General features: G+C 53.2%; 23 protein-coding genes and 1 tRNA gene. 13 read left to right on the top strand and 11 right to left on the bottom strand.

Going from position 1 to position 21,498, the window contains the following annotated elements:
* Positions 1-5: 5 nt before the first annotated feature.
* The 3 genes from atpB (at position 6) to G4V39_RS06040 (ending at position 1,870) form a co-directional block, all read left to right on the top strand.
* On the top strand, positions 6-722 hold the full coding sequence (gene atpB, locus G4V39_RS06030) for a F0F1 ATP synthase subunit A (protein WP_166032064.1): 717 nt from the start codon (positions 6-8) through the stop codon (positions 720-722).
* A gap of 79 nt (positions 723-801) precedes the next feature.
* On the top strand, positions 802-1,170 hold the full coding sequence (gene atpE, locus G4V39_RS06035; RefSeq protein ID WP_166032065.1) for an ATP synthase F0 subunit C: 369 nt from the start codon (positions 802-804) through the stop codon (positions 1,168-1,170).
* A 67-nt stretch (positions 1,171-1,237) separates the two neighbouring features.
* Entirely contained in the window at positions 1,238-1,870 is a 633-nt protein-coding gene (locus G4V39_RS06040) for a redox-sensing transcriptional repressor Rex (RefSeq protein WP_166032066.1), read from the top strand.
* Here the strand turns inward: G4V39_RS06040 and G4V39_RS06045 are convergent.
* From G4V39_RS06045 to pyrR, 4 genes are read right to left on the bottom strand one after another with little or no spacing between them, the layout of a single operon-like run.
* Positions 1,852-4,212 carry an ATP-binding cassette domain-containing protein gene (locus G4V39_RS06045; protein ID WP_166032067.1) on the bottom strand — a complete coding sequence of 787 codons (2,361 nt, stop codon included), beginning with the start codon at positions 4,210-4,212 and terminating at the stop codon, positions 1,852-1,854. The genes G4V39_RS06040 and G4V39_RS06045 overlap by 19 nt on opposite strands.
* Positions 4,184-5,173 (bottom strand): 4-hydroxythreonine-4-phosphate dehydrogenase PdxA, encoded by a 990-nt coding sequence (gene pdxA / locus G4V39_RS06050; protein WP_166032068.1) that lies wholly within the window; start codon positions 5,171-5,173, stop codon positions 4,184-4,186. The genes G4V39_RS06045 and pdxA overlap by 29 nt, the downstream gene beginning before the upstream one ends.
* Entirely contained in the window at positions 5,160-5,948 is a 789-nt protein-coding gene (locus tag G4V39_RS06055) for a biotin--[acetyl-CoA-carboxylase] ligase (protein ID WP_166032069.1), read from the bottom strand. Before G4V39_RS06055 ends, pdxA begins: the two co-directional genes overlap by 14 nt.
* A 9-nt stretch (positions 5,949-5,957) precedes the next feature.
* Positions 5,958-6,494, bottom strand: coding sequence for a bifunctional pyr operon transcriptional regulator/uracil phosphoribosyltransferase PyrR (gene pyrR / locus G4V39_RS06060; protein WP_281347282.1), 537 nt, complete (start codon positions 6,492-6,494; stop codon positions 5,958-5,960).
* A gap of 186 nt (positions 6,495-6,680) precedes the next feature.
* Between pyrR and serS the strand changes: the two genes are divergently transcribed.
* The 3 genes from serS to G4V39_RS06075 all read left to right on the top strand — a co-directional run bounded on the left by serS (position 6,681) and on the right by G4V39_RS06075 (position 9,343).
* Complete coding sequence (gene serS, locus G4V39_RS06065) at positions 6,681-7,973, top strand: serine--tRNA ligase (RefSeq protein WP_166032070.1); 1,293 nt, start codon at positions 6,681-6,683, stop codon at positions 7,971-7,973.
* A gap of 66 nt (positions 7,974-8,039) precedes the next feature.
* The gene (locus tag G4V39_RS06070) at positions 8,040-8,510 is read left to right on the top strand and encodes a chemotaxis protein CheD (RefSeq protein WP_166032071.1); all 471 of its coding nucleotides are present in this window, start codon (positions 8,040-8,042) and stop codon (positions 8,508-8,510) included.
* Positions 8,507-9,343 carry an HDOD domain-containing protein gene (locus G4V39_RS06075; protein WP_166032072.1) on the top strand — a complete coding sequence of 279 codons (837 nt, stop codon included), beginning with the start codon at positions 8,507-8,509 and terminating at the stop codon, positions 9,341-9,343. The genes G4V39_RS06070 and G4V39_RS06075 overlap by 4 nt, the downstream gene beginning before the upstream one ends.
* Here G4V39_RS06075 and G4V39_RS06080 read toward each other — a convergent pair.
* From G4V39_RS06080 to G4V39_RS06100, 5 genes are read right to left on the bottom strand one after another with little or no spacing between them, the layout of a single operon-like run.
* Positions 9,340-9,951, bottom strand: a complete 612-nt coding sequence (locus G4V39_RS06080) for a phosphoribosylanthranilate isomerase (protein ID WP_166032073.1) — start codon at positions 9,949-9,951, stop codon at positions 9,340-9,342. The two genes, G4V39_RS06075 and G4V39_RS06080, sit on opposite strands and share 4 nt — an antisense overlap.
* 11 nt (positions 9,952-9,962) lie before the next feature.
* The gene (locus tag G4V39_RS06085; RefSeq protein WP_166032074.1) at positions 9,963-10,697 is read right to left on the bottom strand and encodes an ABC transporter permease; all 735 of its coding nucleotides are present in this window, start codon (positions 10,695-10,697) and stop codon (positions 9,963-9,965) included.
* On the bottom strand, positions 10,694-11,560 hold the full coding sequence (locus G4V39_RS06090; RefSeq protein WP_166032075.1) for an ABC transporter ATP-binding protein: 867 nt from the start codon (positions 11,558-11,560) through the stop codon (positions 10,694-10,696). Before G4V39_RS06090 ends, G4V39_RS06085 begins: the two co-directional genes overlap by 4 nt.
* Before the next feature lies 1 nt (position 11,561).
* Positions 11,562-12,917: a sigma-54-dependent transcriptional regulator gene (locus G4V39_RS06095; RefSeq protein WP_166032076.1), complete on the bottom strand. Its 1,356-nt coding sequence runs from the start codon at positions 12,915-12,917 to the stop codon at positions 11,562-11,564.
* Positions 12,911-13,927 carry a two-component system sensor histidine kinase NtrB gene (locus G4V39_RS06100; RefSeq protein WP_166032077.1) on the bottom strand — a complete coding sequence of 339 codons (1,017 nt, stop codon included), beginning with the start codon at positions 13,925-13,927 and terminating at the stop codon, positions 12,911-12,913. The genes G4V39_RS06095 and G4V39_RS06100 overlap by 7 nt, the downstream gene beginning before the upstream one ends.
* Before the next feature lie 69 nt (positions 13,928-13,996).
* Here G4V39_RS06100 and G4V39_RS06105 point away from each other — a divergent pair, with 69 nt between their 5' ends.
* The 7 genes from G4V39_RS06105 to ahbC all read left to right on the top strand — a co-directional run bounded on the left by G4V39_RS06105 (position 13,997) and on the right by ahbC (position 19,171).
* Positions 13,997-14,341 (top strand): hypothetical protein, encoded by a 345-nt coding sequence (locus G4V39_RS06105; protein WP_166032078.1) that lies wholly within the window; start codon positions 13,997-13,999, stop codon positions 14,339-14,341.
* A complete protein-coding gene (locus tag G4V39_RS06110; RefSeq protein WP_166032079.1) occupies positions 14,328-15,020 on the top strand; it encodes a haloacid dehalogenase type II in 693 nt (230 codons plus the stop codon). Before G4V39_RS06105 ends, G4V39_RS06110 begins: the two co-directional genes overlap by 14 nt.
* A gap of 46 nt (positions 15,021-15,066) precedes the next feature.
* Positions 15,067-15,141, top strand: a tRNA-Gln gene (locus tag G4V39_RS06115).
* A gap of 30 nt (positions 15,142-15,171) precedes the next feature.
* A complete protein-coding gene (locus tag G4V39_RS06120; RefSeq protein ID WP_166032080.1) occupies positions 15,172-15,795 on the top strand; it encodes an ANTAR domain-containing response regulator in 624 nt (207 codons plus the stop codon).
* A gap of 126 nt (positions 15,796-15,921) precedes the next feature.
* Complete coding sequence (locus G4V39_RS06125) at positions 15,922-17,583, top strand: AAA family ATPase (RefSeq protein ID WP_246169624.1); 1,662 nt, start codon at positions 15,922-15,924, stop codon at positions 17,581-17,583.
* The gene (locus G4V39_RS06130) at positions 17,580-17,960 is read left to right on the top strand and encodes a response regulator (RefSeq protein ID WP_166032082.1); all 381 of its coding nucleotides are present in this window, start codon (positions 17,580-17,582) and stop codon (positions 17,958-17,960) included. Before G4V39_RS06125 ends, G4V39_RS06130 begins: the two co-directional genes overlap by 4 nt.
* A complete protein-coding gene (gene ahbC, locus G4V39_RS06135; protein ID WP_166032083.1) occupies positions 17,957-19,171 on the top strand; it encodes a 12,18-didecarboxysiroheme deacetylase in 1,215 nt (404 codons plus the stop codon). Before G4V39_RS06130 ends, ahbC begins: the two co-directional genes overlap by 4 nt.
* Positions 19,172-19,211: 40 nt before the next feature.
* Here the strand turns inward: ahbC and G4V39_RS06140 are convergent, their stop codons facing one another.
* Together G4V39_RS06140 and G4V39_RS06145 are read right to left on the bottom strand one after the other, a co-directional pair.
* Positions 19,212-20,234: an aspartate-semialdehyde dehydrogenase gene (locus G4V39_RS06140; RefSeq protein WP_166032084.1), complete on the bottom strand. Its 1,023-nt coding sequence runs from the start codon at positions 20,232-20,234 to the stop codon at positions 19,212-19,214.
* 9 nt (positions 20,235-20,243) lie between these two features.
* Complete coding sequence (locus tag G4V39_RS06145; RefSeq protein ID WP_166032085.1) at positions 20,244-21,320, bottom strand: 3-isopropylmalate dehydrogenase; 1,077 nt, start codon at positions 21,318-21,320, stop codon at positions 20,244-20,246.
* Positions 21,321-21,498 lie beyond the last annotated feature (178 nt).

Genomic DNA, 21,498 nt, shown 5'->3' on the forward strand with positions numbered 1-21,498 from the left:
CAATCATGGAACATCCGATACTGTTTCTCTCGCTCATCCTGGACAAGCTTGGTCTGCCAGCCTATGGCGGTAATACCGTTTTGGCCAAGCTGTTAGCCCCTTACATGGTTTATAGCTACTTTACCTGTCTTTTTTTGATCATCATTGGCAAGTGGGGTACGGCCAAGCTGGAGCTTATCCCCAGAGGCAAGCAGAATTTCTTCGAATTTATTGTTGAGGCCCTCCGAGACTTCTCCCGGGATAACCTCCCTAACGAAGAAGTCTTTCGGATGACCTTTCCCCTTATTGCCACTTTCTTTCTTTATATACTTACAGCCAACCTTATCGGCCTGATTCCCGGTTTTATGTCTCCCACGGCCAACCTTAATGTCACCCTGGGCTGCACTCTGATTACCATTGTTTACTATCACTTTTTGGGTTTCAGATTTCATGGCCTGGGATATCTCAAGAGTTTTATGGGGCCCATTATCTGGATTGCCCCCATGATGATCCCCATAGAGATCTTCAGCCATATTGGTCGAATCCTCTCTCTCTCCTTCCGACTCTTTGGTAACCTGGTCTCCAAGGAGATTCTCCTGGGGATCTTGGTTATGTTGGCCGGGCCCTTTCTGGCCCCGCTACCGGTGATGGTCCTGGGAGTTTTGGTCTGCTTTATTCAGGCTCTGGTCTTCATCGTCCTTTCTCTGGCTTATTTTGCCGGGGCGGTGGAGGAACACCATTAAACCTTTTGATGATATCCGATGCTGGGAGCGCCCCTTTCAGTATCGGATAGAGATAAAAAATTCTGGGAGGTAGATAGAGATGAAAGGTTTTAAGACTCTGGCTTTAGCTGCTCTCTTTGTCCTGGTTCTTTCTTCTATGGCTTTTGCCGCCGAAGGCGCTGAGAAGATGTGGACTGGCTTTGGTTTCTTTGCCGCCATCTGCCTGGGCGCTGGCCTGGGTGTCGGGCTGGCTGGTTGTGGCTGCGGTGTGGGCATGGGTCATGGTATCCGTGGCGCCACGGAGGGTATTGCCCGCAATCCGGAGGTCGGCGGTAAGATCACCGTAACCATGATCCTTGGTCTGGCTCTCATCGAGTCGCTGACCATTTATGCTCTGGTTGTGGCCCTTATCCTCCTCTACGCCAACCCTGTTCTGCCGAAGTTCCTGAGCACCCTGGGACTTGGCTAAAGAAGATTAGCCCGTCTAAAATAAAGAGCTGCAGGGCTGAGAAAGTTCTGCAGCTCTTTTTATTTATATGACTCCAAGACGTCTACATATCTCCAAAATAGCCCTCTATCGTCTCTGCCTCTATGTTCGGGAGCTCCGGCGACTGCAAGGAGAGCGAAAAAGGCTTGTTTCCTCAGAGGAATTGGCCAAAGCCTGCGGGGTCTCACCGGCTCAGATTCGAAAAGATCTGGCCTACTTTGGCCATTTCGGAATCAAAGGTTTGGGTTATCAGGTTGAGGATCTTCTGGTGGCCCTGGAAAGGATCCTCCGACTGAATAAGGAAAGGCGGGTGGTTTTGGCCGGAGTCGGGAAGCTGGGAACAGCCCTCTTGCGTTTCTGGGGAGCTAACCACAGCCACTACCGTTTTGTGGCCGCCTTTGATGTTCGGCCAGACAGAATCGGCCGGATGATAAATCGGGTGATGATCTACCCCTTAGAGCAGATGGATTATGTTGTCGATCAACACCAGGCCGAAATGGCCATCATTACCACCCCTCCAGAGGTGGCTCAGCAGGTAGCCGAAGACCTTGTCCGGGCGGGGATCAGAGCTATTCTCAACTTTGCTCCGGTCACCCTTCACCTTCCGGCAAAAATCCAGGTGGAAAACGTAGATCTGACCCTCTTTCTAGATATGCTGGCCACTCAAATAGAAGAGGACTGAACCTTAAGCAGCTTACCCCCCTGTTCACCTGCTCCGGGGCCAAGCTCTATAATATAGTGGGCCTGATCAATGAGGAATTGATCATGCTCAGCTAAAACGAGGGTGGTTCCGGCCTCCAGGAGTTCGCCAAAGACTTTAAGGAGTGGAATCAGGTCCTGGGGATGGAGACCTGCACTAGGTTCATCCAGAAGGAGGACCTGTTCTGGCTTGGCTTCTTTTAGATAACGGGCCAGCTTAAGGCGCTGCCTTTCTCCTCCAGAGAGGGTGTTAAGCGGCTGCCCGAGCCTTAGGTAACCAAGACCAACTCTCTCCAACAGACGGACCTTTTCGCAGATAGCTGGCACCCGGGCAAAGAAGGAGACGGCCTGAGTGGCCGAAAGATCCAGGACCTCAGCGATAGAGAGCCCCCGATAACGAACCTCAAGGATTTCCCCACTAAAACGCCGTCCTTGGCAGACACTGCAAACTAAACGCACCGGAGGCATAAAGGCCAAAGCCACCTCCTGATAGCCCAACCCTTTACAGGCCTCACAACGCCCACCTTTAACCGAAAGACTGAAATGCCCCGGCCGGTAGCCCCTCATCCTGGCCTCCGGCAGATGAGCAAAAAGACGTCGAATCTCATCAAAGGCCCCGATATAGGTCACCGGCAAAGAACTGCGGGAGACATCCTTAAGGGCTTGATCAACCAGAATTCCCTTAAGGCCTGGTGGGCCCAGATAGTTTCCGGTCTTAAGGGATTCAGCAATGGCCTCAAGAAGGGCCGTCTTCCCGGCCCCTGATGGTCCCACCACCGCCGTCAGGGCTCCCATAGGAAGTTCTACAGAAAGCCTCTTGAGATTGCGATGGATGACTCCCGAAAAAGAGAGGCTTTGTTTGGAGGCCGACCTGGGAAGTGGTGGCAAGAGAAGACCGTCCCGAAGGATTTTACCCGTAGGGGAGCCGGGGTGATCCTTAAGGCCCTGAGGGGGGCCACTGTATAAAAGCTCTCCTCCCTGATCTCCGGCCCCGGGGCCCAGCTCGATAACCCAGTCTGCAGCCTCTATGAAAGATGGCTCATGCTCCACCACTACTATGGTGTTTCCTGAGGCCTTAAGACTTTTGATAAGCTCGAGGAGAGTCGCCTGCTCTTTGGACGAAAGGCCTACGGTGGGTTCATCCAGAATAAAAAGAGCTCCCGCCAGCTGTTCCCCCAGGGCTGAGGCCAGCTTAAGGCGTCCAAGCTCACCCCGAGAGAGCTGGTCAAGGGGTCTCAGGAGAGAGAGATAGCCCAGGCCTACAGCAACAAAAGGGGCCAGCCGTCTGTCCAGGACCTGGATCAACCGCCTGGTGACCTCTCGGCGCACTTCCCCTTTTATTTCTGGAAGGGTCTTGGAGAGAGATTCAACCAAAGTTGAAAGGGGGAGGCTGGTCCATTGAATGATATTTTTGGATCCCAGATAGACTGAAAGGGCCGCTGGTGAAAGACGTCTTCCCTGACAAAGAGGGCAGACATCCTGGCCCTCCAGCCCCAAACCCTTACATCTGGGGCAGGCCCCGTAGGCTTGGTTAAAGGAGAAAAGGGCCGGAAGCACCTCTGGAAAGGGGCTCAGACAGCGGGGACAGGTCCAACGACTGCTCAGATATAAAGGCCGCTTATTCAGAGGCAAAATTTCTACAAATCCTTGTGAAATTTCTAGGGACAGACGCAAAGATTCTGCCAGTCTGGTCTTTACTCCCTCCTTGATGACCAGGCGATCAATGATCACCCGGAACTCCCGGGTCTTAAGATCAGAGGGAAGCTCTTCAGAGAGATCATAAAGCTCCTCCCCCACCCGAATCCGCGGATAACCTTCCCTCAAAAGCCCTCGGGCCAAAGTCTTCAGATCTCCCTGCACCTTTAGGGGGGCCAGAATCTCTAGCTTCGTCCCCGAAGGCAACCGCAGAACCTCGGCCACCATTTCGTCGATAGTCATTCGGAGAAGGTCCTGACCACAGGTAAGACAGCGGGCGGTTCCCGCCCAGACAAAAATATGTCGCAAGAGATCATAGAGTCCGCTAATTGTTCCTACGGTGGAGCGCCGCCCCCCGGAGGGGACTCCCTGGGTCACAACCACCGGGGCCGGAATTCCCTCTGCAGACTCCATATCCGGAGGCTCAAGTTCTCGGAATTCCGCCTCCCGAGAAAGGCCGAGGGCCTCAAGGTAGCGCCGTCTTCCTTCGGCATAGAGAACATCCACGGCCAGGGAAGACTTCCCGCTGCCAGAAGGGCCACAGATAACCACCACGGCCTCCCGGGGGATTTCCAGGTCAAAGCCCTTGAGATTGTGCTGTCTAACCTTGAAAAGACGTATCTTGGCCATAAACATCACGGCCCCGGTTCCTGGCGGCTATTGCCGCCAGCTTTATGGCCGCCAGAAGGCTTGATTCATCTGCCTGACCGGAGCCAGCCAGGTCATAGGCCGTACCGTGGTCCACGGAGGTACGAATAAGGGGCAGTCCGATGGTTATGTTTACCCCGTCACGAAAATGGAGGAGTTTGAAGGGAATGAGCCCCTGATCGTGATACATGGCCACCACCAGATCAAACTCTCCCTGGGCTGCCCGGTAAAAGAGGCTATCGGCCGGATAAGGGCCCGAGGCCTCAATCCCTTTGGCCCGGGCCAGCTCAATAGCCGGCTGGATAATACGCTTCTCTTCATCGCCAAAAAGCCCCTCTTCTCCGGCATGGGGATTAAGGGCGGCCACGGCCAAGCGGGGATGATCTATAGCGAAATCCCTCCTAAGGGCTTCATAAGCCAGACAAATAGTCTCCCCCAAGCCCTCCAGAGACAAGGTCTGAGGCACCTGAGAGAGGGCCAGATGAATGGTAGCCAGAACCACCCGGAGGCGCTCGCCGGCCATCATCATAGCGAAACGGGTGCAACCTGTCAGGCGGGCCAGGATCTCTGTATGCCCCGGCTCCTTAACTCCGGCCAAGCTGAGGGCCCATTTGCTGATAGGAGCGGTAACCATGGCCTCGGCCTCTCCCTGAAGACAGGCTCTAGCCGCCCAGGTGACGTAAAGATAACTGGCCTGTCCGGTTGCGGCCGAGGGACGACCCGGACGAACTCCCTTTAGATTGGTCAGAGAATGAATGGGTACCGAAGGCCAGGGAAGACCAAGCCTCTTGGCCGTCTCTTTAAGCAGGAGTTCATCGCCTACCACTTCTGGACGACACCAGTCGTAGACCTCCGGATGCCCCAGGGCCTTGAGGACGATCTCCGGACCAATACCGGCCGGACACCCCATAGTAATGAGAATCTTCGGCCTAGCGGCGGGCATAAGCCTCCCAAAGGAGAATCTCTCCTGAATGAAGGCGGCGTAGTTTCCCTAAAGGCTCCTTAAAAACCAAAAACCCCTCCTCGTCCGGCCCCAGGGCCACTCCCTTATGACGCCGCCCCCCGGAGACCAAGATTACCCGAGCGCCATAAGTTATATCCCGCTGGCGCCACTCGGTAAGGATCTCGGACCATCTTTCATGAGGAAGGCCCTCATAAAGGGGCTCTAGGGCCTCCAGGATATGGCGTAGGAGCCGGGCCCGAGAGGGCTTAAGGCCGGTAGCCTCCAGAATGGAAGTGGCCTTTTTACGAATCTCTTCTGGAAGCTCCTGACGGCGGTGGGAGACATTGATCCCGATGCCGATCACCGCTCCCCCGGCTCCAGCCTCCACCAGGATACCCACCAGTTTACGCCCCTGAAGGAGAATATCGTTGGGCCACTTGAGGTGAACGGGAACACCCACCAGGGACTCAAGGGCCCGGGCCACTCCTAAAGCGGTAGCCAGACCATAACGGGGCAGGTCCTCCTCGGGGATGTCCTTCAGAAGAAAGGAGAAATAGAGCCCCCGATGGGGGGGAGAAAACCAGGATCGTCCCAGGCGGCCTCGACCGGAGGATTGACGATCAGCCCAAACCACCGTTCCCGAAAGTTCCCCATAACGGAGAAGACGATGGGCAATGTCTTGGGTAGAGGGTAACTCTTTAAAAAAGAGTATCCTTTTGCCCAACCACCTGGTCCGTAGTTTGCCAACCAAAGATATCTCGGTCAGACGGGACATGATCGGGCATCAAGAAGGCCTCTCCAGGACAACCTCATCCTGGCCGTCTATCTCTCGAAGCCGGACATTGACATGTTCATCGGGTAGGGTGGTTACTGTCAGGCCAACGTAATCTGGTTGAATGGGCAACTCTCGATGCCCCCTATCCACCAGGACAGCCAGTTCAATTCGGCGAGGGCGGCCAAAGTCGGTAAGGGCATCCAGGGCTGCCCGGACTGTCCGACCGGTAAAGATGACATCATCTACCAGAATGACGGTTTTATTATCCACCGGAAAGGGGATTTTAGTCTCTCGAACCACTGGTTGCTGAACAGCCAGACTCCAATCGTCGCGATAAAGGGTGATATCTAAGATGCCCAGGGGAACCTGTCGCCCCTCGATCTCCTGGATCTTCTCCTGAAGCCTGGAGGCCAAAGGAACCCCTCCGGTACGGATGCCAATGAGTACCAAATCTTGACAACCTTTGTTGCGCTCAATGATCTGATGGGCCATCCGGGACAGAGCCCGGGACATTTCCTTCTCGGTCATTAAAAGGCTTGTGGGCATCAGGCTCTCAGAGGATCTTCCTTGAAGTTTTGTAGAATGAAACTCTATAATAGTCCCGCTTTTGCTGTCAAGAAAGCATAAAGTGGGCTTGAAGCCACCAGAAACTCATGGAAGGATCTGCTATCACTTGCCCGTCAGAGACGGAGCTCCCAAAGGGCGAAAAATCCCTTTAAGAAGGAGGTCGTCGTGCTTGATCTGCGCTTTATCCGAGAAAATTCGGATCTGGTTAAGAACCGATTAGCTCTGCGAGGAGGAGAGTACCCCATTGATCGAATTCTGGAACTCGATCGTCGACGGAGAGAGATCCTGAAGGAGCTGGAGGCCCTAAGGGCCAAGAGAAACGAGCTCTCTCAGGCTGTAGGTCAAGCCAAAAGACAGGGCCGGGAGGCTCCAGAGTTGGTGGCCCAGGTAAAGGAGATGGCCGGCCGGATGAAGACCTTAGAGGAGGAACTCGCCAGGGTAGAGAAAGAGCTTCGAGACCGTCTTCTCTCCATTCCCAATCTGCCTCATGATTCTGTGCCCCCAGGAAACGACGAAGAAGACAACCAGGTAGTCAAGCGTTGGGGAGATATTCAGCCTCCAGACTTTCAACCCAAACCCCATTGGGAGATCGGCGAGGCTTTAGGAATTCTTGACTTTGAGCGGGCGGCCAAGATCACCGGCTCCCGATTTGTGGTCTACAGGGGTGCTGGAGCCCGGCTGGAAAGGGCCCTAATCAACTTCATGCTCGATCTCCACATCACCCGTCACGGTTATCGAGAGGTTCTACCACCTTTTATTGTCAACGCTGACTCCATGCGGGGTACCGGACAACTTCCCAAATTTGCAGAGGACTTATTCAAACTGGAGGGTTGGGACTACTATTTAGTGCCCACCGCCGAGGTCCCGGTAACAAACCTTCACCGGGATGAAATTCTTCCCGAAGAGGCTCTACCTCTTTATTATACCGCTTACACTCCGTGTTTCCGGGCCGAGGCCGGATCTCATGGACGAGACGTTCGAGGAATTGTTCGTCAGCATCAATTCAATAAGGTGGAATTGGTAAAGTTCGCCCACCCAGACCATTCCTACGAGGAACTGGAATCCCTCCTCCTTGACGCCGAAGAAGTTCTTCAGCTCTTGGGGCTGCCTTACCGGGTGGTGATCCTTTGTACCGGCGATCTGGGTTTTGCCGCCAGTAAGACCTATGACATCGAAGTTTGGCTCCCCGGCCAGAATCGTTTCTGCGAGATCTCCTCCTGTAGCAACTTCGAGGACTTTCAGGCCCGGCGGGCCAATATTCGCTTTCGGCCTTCAAACAAGAAGAGTAAACCCCAATATGTTCACACCCTAAATGGCTCCGGGCTGGCGGTAGGCCGAACCGTAGTGGCTATTTTAGAAAATTATCAACAGGCCGATGGCAGTGTCATTGTCCCAGAGGCCTTAAGGCCTTATATGGGCGGCCTTGACCGACTCTTACCCGAAGAGGGTTTAAAATAAGAGGAAGTAACTTTTTAGAAGGTGGCCCGCCGGCCGATAAGTTTCTATAAGGACTAAGGAGGGGCCATGAGGCGTATTCTGGTCACCAAAGGTAAAATCGCCGTAAGTAAAGAAAAGGAAGACATCTTGGTGGCTCCTTCAATCGGGGCCGGAGTGGCCGTGGCCGTCTATGATGTTCAGGCAAAGGTTGGGGGGCTTCTTCACGCCCTTGCTCCTACCGCCTCACTGGCTCCAGGGCCGGAAGGGCTTTTTATAGATACGGGCCTCAAAAAACTTTTCTCTCTCCTTAAAGAAGCCGGCTCAAGCCTAAAGGAGCTGCGAATAGTTCTGGCTGGAGCCGGACGCTTCTTCTCCGCCCCCAAGGCCCTAGATTTAGGAGCCATAAACGCCCAGGCCGTAACCACAGCCCTTAAAAAGGCCGGATTTTCTCCTATTGATTCCCACCTTGGCCGCCACCTTAATTCCGAACTTCGCCTTAAGATAGACCAGGGGGAAACGGTCATTGTCTTTAAGGGTGAGGGAGAAATAAGGGTATGATCCTTGAATTTATCTACGAGAAGCTGGATGTTGTCCCCGTTTTCCCCAAAATAGCTCATCGAGTACTCCAGATGCTGGATGATCCCAAGACAACCATTCCCGAGTTGGCCAGGGTTATCCGCTACGATCCAGCCATTACCGCTAATTTCCTCAAGTATTGCAACTCAGCCTATTTCGGGCCTGCCCAGAAGGTCACCTCTTTAGAGGTGGCCCTTTCTCTCCTGGGGCAGGAAGAGATCCGTAAAATCATCATGCTCTCCTGCAGCGCCCCCTATCTTAATCAGGCCCTAGAAGGCTACGATCTTTCTCCAGAGGAGCTGTGGGATCATTCCATGGGGGCGGCAGTAGCCAGCCAGATTCTGGCCGAGGCAGTGGGGTTCAGCGATCGAGCCACCCTTTTTACCGCCGCACTCCTTCACGATATCGGCGAGATTGTTCTTAATCTGTTTGTCCATGATTTCCGAGAAGAGCTTATCCAGATGAGCCAGGAGGGGCTGTCCTTCACCGAGGCTGAGTGGCAGGTCTTAGGTGGGGATCACGCCATCATTGGCTCCGAGCTTTTGCGGCGCTGGGAGTTCCCCGAAGAAATCGTCCGGGCTATCCGCGAACATCATGATCCAGACCTCTTCATCCAATCAGATTTGTCGGCTTTGGTGGCCCTCTCAGATATCTTTCTTCGAGAGCTGGGGATCGGGATTGGGGCCGACGGCTTCCGTTATCATCTTGATGACCGTTTGGTGAAAAAATTTGACCTCAGCCCCCAGAAAGTTCTGCAGCTGATAATCAAAGTTTGGCAGGAATTTCAAAAGATAAAAGAGAGTATAGCCATCTAAAGTTGGGCCATAAGGGCCTTTATCTTCTGAGGGTCTTTCCTGCCAGGAGAAATCTCCACCCCGGAGCTAACATCAAGACCATAAGGGTCCACGGTTTCTATGGCCCGGCGGACGTTATTCGGACCAAGCCCTCCGGCTAAAATTAACGGAAGCCCAAAGGGCTTGGCCGATAAGGCCAGATGCCAGTCAAAACACTCCCCAGTGCCGCCAGGGATACCCGGGCGATAGGTATCCAGAAGAATGGCCCGAACTACCTGACGATAGGCCTCAATCTGAGGCAGATCCTCGGGCCCCTTAAGGCGAAAGGCCTTGATAACCCTGGGGAAAAGGGCTTTACAGGTTTCAGGTGGCTCCTGACCGTGGAGCTGAACCAGATCAAGACCCACGGCGTCCAGGATCTCCTTTATGTGACCCGGAGATTCATCTACAAAAACTCCCACTGTAGTCACAAAAGGCGGAAGACTGGAGACGATCTCTCGGGCCCGATCAGGACTTATGTATCGGGGGCTACGAGGGAAAAAGACAAAACCTAAGGCATGAACGCCGGCCTCTACCGCTGCCAGAGCATCGGTTAAGTGTGTAATGCCACAGATCTTTACCCTTACCAAGACATCCTCCTTTAATCTCTGGCCTTATCCACCGACCAGTAGGCTAAAGCCAGGCTGGCTAGGCAGAGGGCCGTCAGGATGTAGTAACTTTCCAAAAGAGGGGCTCCTCCTAAGGCCACCTGGCGAATGGCCGCTGAGGCATGGGTAAGCGGCAAAAGTTTGAGAAAAAACTGGACGACATGAGGCATGTTCTCCACCGGAAAGAAAGTTCCTCCGAGAAAGGCCATGGGGGTGATGATAAAGTTGGTCACCAAGGCCTGATCGGCATGGCTCTTGATCAGCATGGCCGAGGCCACTCCCAAGGCAGCAAAGATGGTTGAGTTGAGGACCACTGCCAACCAAAAAAAGACTCCCAAGGAAAGACCAACTCCCGCCGGTACAGCAATAAGAAGAATAATGGCCACAGACATCAGGGATCGGGTCACACCGGTGGCCACCTCTCCTAAAACGTAGGCCAGAGGGCCAATGGGAGCCGCCTGGAACTCCTCAAAGACCTTGAGATAAAAACGGGCCACGTTTATCTCCACATTGATACCAAACCCCTGCACCATAGAACTCATGGCCACCAGGCCGGGAATAAGAAACTCCAGATAGGGCCGTTCACCCACCTGGACATCTCGTCCAATGCCTAGACCAAAGGCGATAAGATAAAGGGTCGGCGAGATGGCGAAAGAGAGCAAAAGACGCCAGAGACGATGTTTGATGATTAAAAGCTCTCGCAGATAAACAGCCACCCAGCCCCTCACGCCGCCTTCCTCCCGGTAAGGCTGACAAAGGCATCCTCCAGGTTGACCCGTCGGATAGTGACTGCATAACCCTGCCCCGAAAGGACAAGGGCCTCTTTTTGAGCGGCATCTTGATCTTGAAAATAGCGGGTGTGAAGGCCTCGCTCATCGGTAAAGTCCACGGCAAACTGGCCCAGACGGGCCATGAGATTGGCCGGGGTATCGCAGACGATTATCTTACCCAAATCAATAAAGGCTACCCTGTCAGCCAAAAACTCCGCCTCTTCAATGTAGTGAGTGGTCAGGAGAATGGTTGTTCCCTGACGCTGAATGCGTTTAATAAGAGACCAGAGCCGACGCCTGATGTGAGGATCAAGCCCTACCGTGGGCTCATCCAGAAAGAGGACCTGCGGACGATGAAGTAGGGCCCGAGCAATTAAAAGACGTCGTCTCATCCCCCCGGAGAGGGTCTTTACCTTGCTACGGGCCCGGGGCCAGAGCTCAATATAGTCTAGGACTTCCCGGGTGCGCTTCTTAATCTCTGGCAGCTTCAGCTGGTAAAGAAGACCGTGGATGAAAAGATTTTCCGCTACGGTGAGCTCCAAATCAAGATTGGTAGCCTGGGGCACCAGGCCAATGAGACGCTTGAGTTTTAGGGATTGTTCAAAGACCGAAACCCCTTCAATAAAGGCCTGACCCGAGGTGGCCCTGGTCAGGCCGGTAAGGATACGAATAGTGGTGGTCTTGCCAGCCCCGTTGGGCCCCAAAAGGGCAAAGAGCTCCCCGGACTCTACCCTAAAGCTTACGCCTCTTAAGGCCTTTATTCGACCATAGTCCTTACGCAGATCCTCGACTACTATGGCCGCCGAAGACTTATCAGACAAATTACACCCCCCAGCGCTTCAGCTTCTCTCGCAGGGTCTTACGATCGATCTTAAGAAGTTGGGCGGCCACAGTTTTGTTACCCTGACAACGCTTTAAGACCATAAGAACATGTCTTTTTTCGGCTGCCGCCAGAGAAAGGTCATCCTCGTCCACTTCGTGGAGGAGATCACCTCGATCTTCAAAACCGGCAAGATAAAGATCTTCCAAACTTATACGAGGCTTGCGGGCAAAAATGACCAAACGTTCAATAGTATTCTCCAGCTCCCGAACATTGCCCGGCCAATCGTAGGCCGTAAGGGCCTCAAGGGCCTCTGGAGACAGCCCCTCTACCGTCTTGCCATGCTTCTCCGTAAAACGTCTCAAGAAGAAATCCACCAGAAGGGGAATATCCTCCCGACGATCCCTCAATGGTGGAAGCTCCAGGGCCACAACATTGAGACGATAGAAGAGATCCTCCCGGAAGGTACCCTTTTTTACCGCCTCCCGAAGGTCTTGATTGGTGGCCGCAATGATCCGGACATCTACTTTGGTCATCCGGTGACTACCCACTCGAGAGATCTCCTTCTCCTCTACCGCCTTGAGCAGTTTGGCCTGGATGTCCAGGGAAATATTGCCAATCTCATCAAAGAAGAGGGTTCCGCCATTGGCCAATTCAAATTTGCCCACCTTATGGGTGGTAGCGCCAGTAAAGGCCCCTTTGACATGACCAAAGAGCTCACTTTCAAAAAGGGTGGGCACCAAGGTAGAGCAATCCACGGTGACAAAGGGATGGGCTCGCCGGGGACTCATCTCGTGGATCTTGCGGGCCAGAAGCCCCTTGCCGGTCCCCGACTCTCCGGTAAGCAGAACCGTAGAATCAGTAGGAGCCAGCATGGCCACCTTTTTCATGATCTCCTGAATGGCCCGACTCCGGCCCACCAGCTGGGTCTCTCCAGCCCTGGCCTCCAGCTCCTGGCGAAGATAGAGGTTTTCCATGGCCAGACGCTTGGCTTCCATGGCCCGGCGAACAAGAAGACGGAGCTCCTCTGGTTCGAAGGGTTTGGGCAAAAAGTCAAAGGCCCCCAGCTTCATGGCCTGAACGGCGTTCTCCACGGTCCCGAAGGCGGTGATGACAATGACGTGGACCTGAGTGTCCTGCTCCCTTATTTGGCGCAGGAGATCCAGACCATGGATATCAGGCATTTTGAGATCCAGAAGAATGACGTCAAATTCCCAGCGATCCAGAAGCTCTAAAGCTTCACTGCCCGAGGCAGCCATCTCCGCCTCATAGCCACTGCGGGTTAGGACCTGGAAACACCCGTCACGGATGGCCGGATCGTCATCAACAATAAGGATTTTGCCCATGGGCTCTACCATTCCTTGGGCACCCCCCTTACCGGGAGATAGACACGAAAGGTCGTTCCCTTACCCGGAGAAGTCTCCACATCAATTCGACCACGATGGCCCTTGACGATTCCATGACTTATGGAAAGCCCCAGCCCTGTTCCCTTACCACCCTTTTTGGTTGTGAAAAAGGGATCAAATATGCGGGGCAGGATATCATCCGGAATACCCGTTCCGGTATCGGATACAGAGAATTCCACCTCTGAACGATCCTGATGGAAGGCTGTCCGCAGGCATAGCTCACCGGGGGCTCCCTCCATGGCCTCTCCGGCATTGATAATAAGATTAAGGACCAGCTGCTCCAGCTGACTCCGGTTGGCCAAAATAGAAGGAAGGGCGGGATAAAGATCCTTGGTCACCTTTATTTGGCGAAAAAGCCGATGATCCTCAATAAGGGAGAACATTTCTTGAATGACCTGGTTGAGATTGACCAGGGTCTCCTCTTGAGACTCTGGCCGGCCGAAGTTAAGGAGCCCTTTGGCAATAATCCGACAGCGGGTAGCTAGTTTAATGATCTTCTCCACATTTATCAGCAGAGGGCTCTCGGGGCCCAAATCTTCTTTGAGAAGTTTGCTGTAAAGCAAAATGCCCCCCAGAGGATTATTTATCTCGTGGGCGATCTCACCAGCCAGCTTCCCCATGGCGGCCAGCCGTTCATTCTGAATTAGCTTCTCCTCACAAGAAAGACGGTAGCTAATATCTCGCACCAGCACCTGCTGGAGGAAACCTTCAGAGCCCAAACATGGCATGACCACCACCTCGGCCTCAAAGGTAGAACCATCGGGTCTCATGGCCGGAATCTCAAAAATTCCATAACCCTGGGGGCTGAAGGGAAAGAGCCTGGCCCAGGAAAGATCAAGATCTCCGGAAAGACGGAACAGTTCTCGAAAGGCCTGGTTGGCGTAGATCAAAATCCATTTTTCAAAAATGGCCGCCGCTTCTGGAATCTGGCCATAGAGGGCCTCAAAATCTCGCTTTTTCAAAACAAATCCCTCCCTGCGCGCATTTTAAAGAGGTTTACAGGGCCATCAAGGGGGGGTACCAAAAGAAACATGAATCTACGGGAAAAAGGGAACCTAAGCTCCCTGAAGCCTTGGCTTCAGCGGACTCTTTCTGACTCTCGACCGGAGAAGGCCCTCCGCAACCGGATAAAACGCTGGCTTAAAGAAAAAGTTCGAGGGCTACCGCCGGGCTTTATCTTCAGGGTCTCGGCCCGCAAGGAGAAAGGAAAATTTATTATAGACATAGAGGTCCCGGCCTGGGCCGAGGCAAATCCGGTCCGTCTTCATCAGCTCGATCTCCTGATGGCCCAGCTTGAAGAACTGGGCCTTACAGTGAATGTCTTTTATCGGGAAGACCTTCCAGAGAAAGAGGGCCTCTTTGATGAATTATCCTAAGGTGCTCACCTTTGATTGCTACGGCACCCTAATTAACTGGGAGAAGGGAATCCTTCAGGCCCTCTCCCCCTTTCTAAAACCCGGTGCTCCGGAGCCAGAAGAACTTTTGGGTCTTTATGCCCGAGTAGAGGCCGAGGAAGAACGGATCTTCCGCCCCTATAAGGAGATTCTTCGGGCCGTAGCCCAACGTATGGCCCAAAGTTTAGGCCTTGATGGACGGAGACTCGAGTGGGTCTTCGTTGAGTCTCTTCCTCACTGGCCAGTCTTTGCCGATGTAGCCGAGGTCCTTCCGCGCTTAAAGGAAAGGGGATTTCTCCTGGCCATCATCTCCAATACTGATCGGGATCTTCTGGCCGCCTCTGTCCGGCAGATGGGAGTAGAGTTTGACTGGCTGATTACGGCCGAAGAAGCCAAAGCCTATAAACCCGCCCCTGAGATTTTCACCCTGGCCCTAAAGAGAATAGGCCTTCCTAAAGAAGAGATTTGGCACGTAGCTCAAAGCCACTATCACGACATTGTACCGGTCTCTCGGCTGGGAATAACCACGGTCTGGCTGAATCGCCGGGCCGGTAAAAACCCTTATGGTGCCACCTTACCGGCCCGGGGACAGCCCGATATCCTCTGCCAAGACCTCAAAGAGCTGGAACGATTTCTTATAGAGCAACCCTCTACTGCTTGACGCCTTATTTACCGCTGGTTAAAATTGACCTCGTCTGGTTAACTGCTGGGGGATCGTCTAATCGGCAGGACGGCAGACTCTGGATCTGCTAGTCGGGGTTCGAATCCCTGTCCCCCAGCCATCAATTAAAGCTCTAAAGAGGCTTTTCTGCTTGTCTGACCCACCTGCTTTCCAAAAAATAAAGATTCTTCTCGCCGACGATGAAGAAACCATTACCTCTGCCTTTCAGGTTCTTTTAACCGATGCCGGCTACCAGGTTGTGGGGGTGGCCCACAATGGCCTTGAGGCTGTTGAACTGGCTCGAAAGCTAAAGCCGGACCTTATTATTATGGATATTCTCATGCCGGAGATAGACGGCATTGAGGCTGCCCGGCGCATCAATAAAGAGCGCTTCACCCCTATTGTTTTGGTAACCGCTTTTGCAGATCAGGATCTCATTCGCCGGGCCAAGGAGGCCAGGGTGCTGGGTTATCTCCTTAAACCGGTAATCATCGATGATCTTATTCCGGCGGTGGAGCTGGCCTACGAGATAGCCTCCCGCCTCCGAGAGCTTACCGGCGAAGTGGAAAACCTTTCTGAAGAGCTAGCTACCCGCAAACTGGTAGAACGGGCCAAAGGCCTTCTGATGGACACTTTAGGGCTAAAAGAGGCCCAAGCGATGAGGCTTCTCCAAAAAGAAAGCCGGCGGCGGCGCATGAAGATCGGCGAACTGGCAAAGACTATCATTGAGGCCAAAGAGTTACTAGAAAAGGCTCAGACTTCCCAATTACCTTGAAATAGGCCCTTCAACCCAGTAAGATAACCCTTTAAGGTCATGGATGGCGAATTTTCTGGAAAACCTCCGCGGGCGGATCTGGAAGAGAAAATCCATGACCACTTATCTCAAAAATATGGAGACAAAGTGAGACTAGCATCTCAAGTGGTCTTTCCCCGAGCCGGTGGTGGGCGAGAAAGCGGGGAGCGGTATCCAGGTCGAGAGCTGATCAACTTCGATCTTAAGCCCCAGGAGCTGGCTGCTTATCTAGACGAACACATTATCCGCCAAGACGAAGCCAAGGCTATCCTGGCCACCAAGATCTGCACCCACTTCAATCGTATCAAATATTTGCTTCGGGAGCGTCGCCGCTACAATCCCATCGGGGGGATAAAAAACAACATCATTATGATTGGCCCCACCGGAGTGGGCAAAACCTTTATGGTGAAACTCATCGCCCGCAAGATAGGGGTTCCCTTTGTTAAGGCTGACGCCACCAAGTTCAGCGAGACAGGCTACGTAGGGGGCGATGTGGAGGATCTCATCCGAGATTTAGTTCAAGAGGCCGACGGAGACCTGGAAAAGGCCCAGTTTGGCATCGTTTACCTGGATGAGATAGACAAGATCGCCGCCAGTCAGGGGCTTATCGGGCCCGATGTCTCTCGCACCGGGGTCCAGAGGGCCCTCCTTAAACCCATGGAAGAAACAGAGGTGGACCTTCGGGTTCCCCATGATCCCATAAGTCAAATTGAGGCTATTGAACACTATCGACGTACCGGCAAACGCCAAAAGCGAACCATTAATACCCGACATATCCTCTTTATTGTCAGTGGAGCCTTTAACGGGCTCTCGGATATCATCCGGCGCCGCCTCTGTCGCCAGGGAATAGGGTTCGGGGCCGAGCTTAAAAGCCAAGAAGAGGAAAATTGGCTCCGGTATGTTCGGGCTGAAGACCTCATTGAATATGGTTTTGAGAGCGAATTTATTGGCCGGCTACCGGTAATTGCCGTCTTTGATGAACTTAAGGAGACGGATCTTTACGAGATTCTCAAAAATCCCAACAGCACCGTGGTGGTCAACAAGAAACAGGACTTTCGGGCCTATGGGATTGACCTGGTTTTTGAAGATCAGGCTCTGGCTGAACTGGCCCGACAGGCGGCGGCGGAGAAGACAGGGGCTAGGGCCCTTGTCCGGGTAACCGAAAAGGCCCTCCTGCCCTTTGAAAAAACTCTGCCTTCCACGAATATCAGACAGCTAGTGGTCACTCCAGAATTGGTAGATGATCCCTGGGGCTGGTTGAAATATGTCCTTGATAACCCCAATTCTCCAGAGCTTAAGTCCAGATTCGAAAGGGCCCTGGAGGAGGAGCTGGCCCGACTTAAAGAATTTGTCCGGCAAAAGAAGGCGGCCTTCTTTGAGCACCTAGGGCTTTCTCTCTCGGAGAGTCGGTTAGAGTTGATAACCCTCCTCTCACGCCAGGAGGATCTGGACATCAACACTGCCACCGAAGAATTTGTCCTTCTTCTCAAGCAAATCCGCAACTTTGAGCGCTCGTTTAAGAGACGCTCGGGGCTGGAAATCGTCTTCTCTGATGAGGCAGCCAACGAAATCGTCCGTCGAGGCCTTACAGAGGGCCAGGGAACCTATGCCCTCTGCGACCGGCTCCTTAACATCTTGGAATATGGGTTGCGGCTTATTCAGGAGCGAACAGGGCGGGATTCCTTTGTTATCGTGGAAGAGGCCGTCCACAACCCGGAGCACTATATAAACCGTCTGATAAAAGAGGCCTTTCGCCCTATTCAGACATGACCAAGGTATTGGTAGCCACCGAGGCTGACTGGTCTCGGGCCAGACTGAGAGATATCCTGGAAGAACTGGGCTGTGAGGTAATCGAGGCCGGAGATGGCCAAGAAGCCCTGGATCTAGCTGTAGCCAAAAAGCCAGCCTTAATTGTTCTCTCTCAGAGACTACCTCTTATAGATGGTCTATCGTTAGCCGTCCTGCTTAAAGGCGCCGCTGAGACCAAAAACATCCCTGTTTTGGCCATCTGTGATTTGGACCTTAAGACCAGAAATCAGGCCCGAGCAGCCGGATGTGATCAGTGTCTGGCCCTTTCCCTCGACCGGGCGGAGATCCTGGCCCAATTAAGAAAGTTTCTTATTTCTCTAGAACGGAGGCCAAGATGATCGGCATATCTAAACTTTATTGTGGAACAGTAGAGCCTTCTGATGCCCTGCGGTATGGCCGCAAGGCTAAAAAATTACCTTCACATCTCCTTCAGTTCTCCGAAGACAAAAAGCCGGTAGTCGTCTGGAATGTTACCAGGCGCTGTAATCTGCGCTGTGTTCACTGTTATGCTCAGGCTACCGAGGCCGGGGCCCCCAATGAGCTAACAACCGAAGAGGGCAAACGTCTCCTTGATGATCTGGCACAATTTGGCTGTCCGGTGGTTCTCTTCTCTGGAGGAGAGCCCCTTATGCGGGAGGACATCTTTGACCTTATTGAGTACGCTGTGGGCAAAGGCATGAGGGCTGTTCTCTCCACCAACGGTGTTCTCATCGACAAGAAGGTTGCGGCCCGGCTAAAAGATTTCGGTCTTTCCTATGTAGGAATCAGCCTTGACGGAATGCGGGAGGTCCATGACCGCTTTCGAGGTGTCAAAGGGGCCTTTGATGCGGCCATTCAGGCCGTGCGTAACTGCAAGGAAGCGGGAATAAAAGTTGGACTTCGTTTTACCATTAACCGTCTTAACGCCAAAGAAATCCCGGCCGTCTTTGATTTGGTCGAAGAAGAAGAAATTCCTCGGATCTGCTTTTATCATCTAGTCTATGCTGGTCGCGGTAGCCGCTTGGTAGAAGAAGATCTTTCTCATGAGGAAACCCGTAAGGTGGTAGACTACATCATCGACCGAACCAAACAACTTCACGATAAAGGTCACAAAGTAGAGGTTCTGACGGTAGACAACCATGCCGATGGACCTTATGTCTACCTTCGCATGCTCCGAGAGGGGCATCCCCGGGCCGCAGAGGTCCTGGAGCTCCTTAAGATGAATGAGGGAAACAATTCCGGTCGAGGCATTGGCTGTGTCTCCTGGGACGGCGAAGTGCACGCCGATCAGTTCTGGCGCCATTATTCCTTTGGAAATGTTAGAGAGCGGCCATTCTCTGAGATCTGGACGGATCTTTCCAACCCCTTGATGGCCAAACTCAAGAACAAAAAGCTCTATGTGAAGGGCCGCTGTGCCCGATGTCGTTGGCTGGACATCTGTGGAGGTAACTTCCGAGTTCGGGCCGAAGCGGTCACCGGTGATCTTTGGGCCCCAGACCCGGCCTGCTATCTCACTGATGAGGAGATCGGCCTAAGCGGTGGCGAAGAGGCCGCCGAGGCCGGCGCCTGAGGCTAAAAGGGGCCCCTCCTTAAGGGCCCCACGGCCTCGTTTAAAGGTATTCCCTGGCTAAGACCTCGGCGATTTGGACGGCATTAGTGGCCGCCCCTTTGCGGAGATTGTCGGCGACAATCCAGAGGTTTAAACCGGCTGGCACTGACTCGTCCTCCCGGATACGCCCCACAAAGACCTCATCACGACCCTCGGCCTCTATAGCCAGGGGATAACGCTGGTTATCCGGGTCATCGACAACCACTACTCCAGGAGCCTGAAGAAGAATATCCCTGGCCTCGCGGGCGGAAAGCTTCTTTTCTAACTCCAGATTTACGGCCTCTGAGTGACCATAAAAGACCGGAATTCTTACCGTCGTAGCCGTAACGGCAATATTTTCATCTCCCATAATCTTTTTGGTCTCTTTGACCATTTTCATCTCTTCTTTGGTGTAACCGTTTTCTAAAAAGACATCTATGTGGGGTAGGGCATTAAAGAGGATCTGATGGGCAAAGACCCGGGGCTCAGGAAGAGGTTCTCCCTGACACCAGGCCCTGGTTTGGGCGACCAATTCGTCTATGGCCTTCTGACCAGCTCCAGAGACAGCCTGATAGGTAGCAACAACGATTCGTTTTATCCGGGCAACCTCGTGGAGGGGTTTAAGGGGAACCACCATCTGGATAGTGGAACAGTTAGGGTTAGCAATGATTCCTTTCTTTTTATAATCAGCGATATCTTGAGGGTTAACCTCGGGGACCACCAGGGGGACATCGGGGTCCATCCGCCAGGCGCTAGAGTTGTCCACCACTACCGCCCCCGACTCAGCCGCTACAGGAGCAAATTCCAAACTCCGACTGGCCCCGGCTGAAAAGAGGGCGATGTCGATCCCGGAGAAAGAATCCTTGGTCAGCACCTCTACCGGGATCTCCTCTCCTTTAAAGGGAAGACGCTTTCCCCGAGAGCGTTCTGAGGCCAGGAGCTTAAGGGATCTTACAGGAAAGTTTCGCTCCTCAAGGACCCGGAGCATCATTCGCCCTACGGCCCCGGTAGCGCCGACGACAGCGACATTAAATTCCTTGGCCATGCCTCCTCCTTAAAGCTCTACGTCCTCCGTAGTATACTTGGCCACCAGATCTCCCACCTCTTGGGTGGTGTAGCCCATCTTACCAGCCGAAAGACTCTTAAGATGGTCTCGACAGACCTTAATGACTGCCTTCTCGATAGCCAGGGCGGCCTCTTCCTCTCCGAGATGTTCTAACATCATCATGCCAGCACAGATAGCCGCCAAGGGGTTAATCACATTCTGGCCAGTATATTTAGGAGCAGATCCGCCAATGGGCTCAAACATGGAGACCCCCTCAGGGTTAATGTTCCCACCGGCGGCAATACCCATTCCTCCTTGAATCATGGCCCCGAGGTCAGTGATGATGTCTCCGAACATGTTGTCGGTGACGATAACATCAAACCACTCCGGATTCTTGACAAACCACATACAGGTGGCGTCCACATGGGCGTAATCCGGCTTTATATCCGGGTACTCTTTGGCCACCTCATAAAAAGTCCGCTCCCAGAGATTCCAGGCAAAGGTAAGAACATTGGTCTTACCTACCAGGGTAAGCTGCTTCTTTTTATTTCGCTTGCGACAGAGCTCAAAGGCGTAACGAATGCAGCGCTCTACCCCAAAACGGGTGTTGATAGACTCCTGAACAGCCACTTCCTGTGGGGTGCCCTTGCGCAGGAAGCCTCCACCACCGGCATAAAGGCCCTCGGTATTTTCCCGAACAACGACAAAGTCTATCTCTTCCGGGCCTTTGTCTTTAATGGGGGTCCAGACCCCAGGGTAAAGTTTGACCGGTCGGAGGTTGATGTACTGATCTAACTCAAACCTAATCCGCAGGAGGATATCCTTCTCCAGGATCCCCGGAGCAACGTCTGGGTGCCCTATAGCCCCGAGATAAATGGCATCGTGCCGTTTTAGCTCCTCAATACCCCCCTCGGGGATGGTCTCTCCGGTTTTAAGGTAACGATCTCCTCCCCAATCGAAGTAATTAAGGCTAAGAGAAAAACCAAAACGACTTGCGGCCGCCTCAATGACCTTGACCCCTTCACGAATAACCTCAGGCCCCGTGCCATCTCCAGGGATGACAGCGATCTGATAGCTTTTGCCCATTTATAGCCTCCTCCATAGAGATCTTTCCACAGTCACCAGGACCTTCCTTAAATAGCCCAGAAAGAAGAAATGTGAAACCCCCAAAAGAGCCTCTTTAAGGGGGCAGGCCTCGCAGAAAGGAAAGATCGTTTTTTTCTTTTCATTGTTTATAGGGGAAACTCCTTATAAGGCAATGGGG

It is taken from the genome of Thermosulfuriphilus ammonigenes, assembly GCF_011207455.1.
GTDB lineage: Bacteria > Desulfobacterota > Thermodesulfobacteria > Thermodesulfobacteriales > ST65 > Thermosulfuriphilus > Thermosulfuriphilus ammonigenes.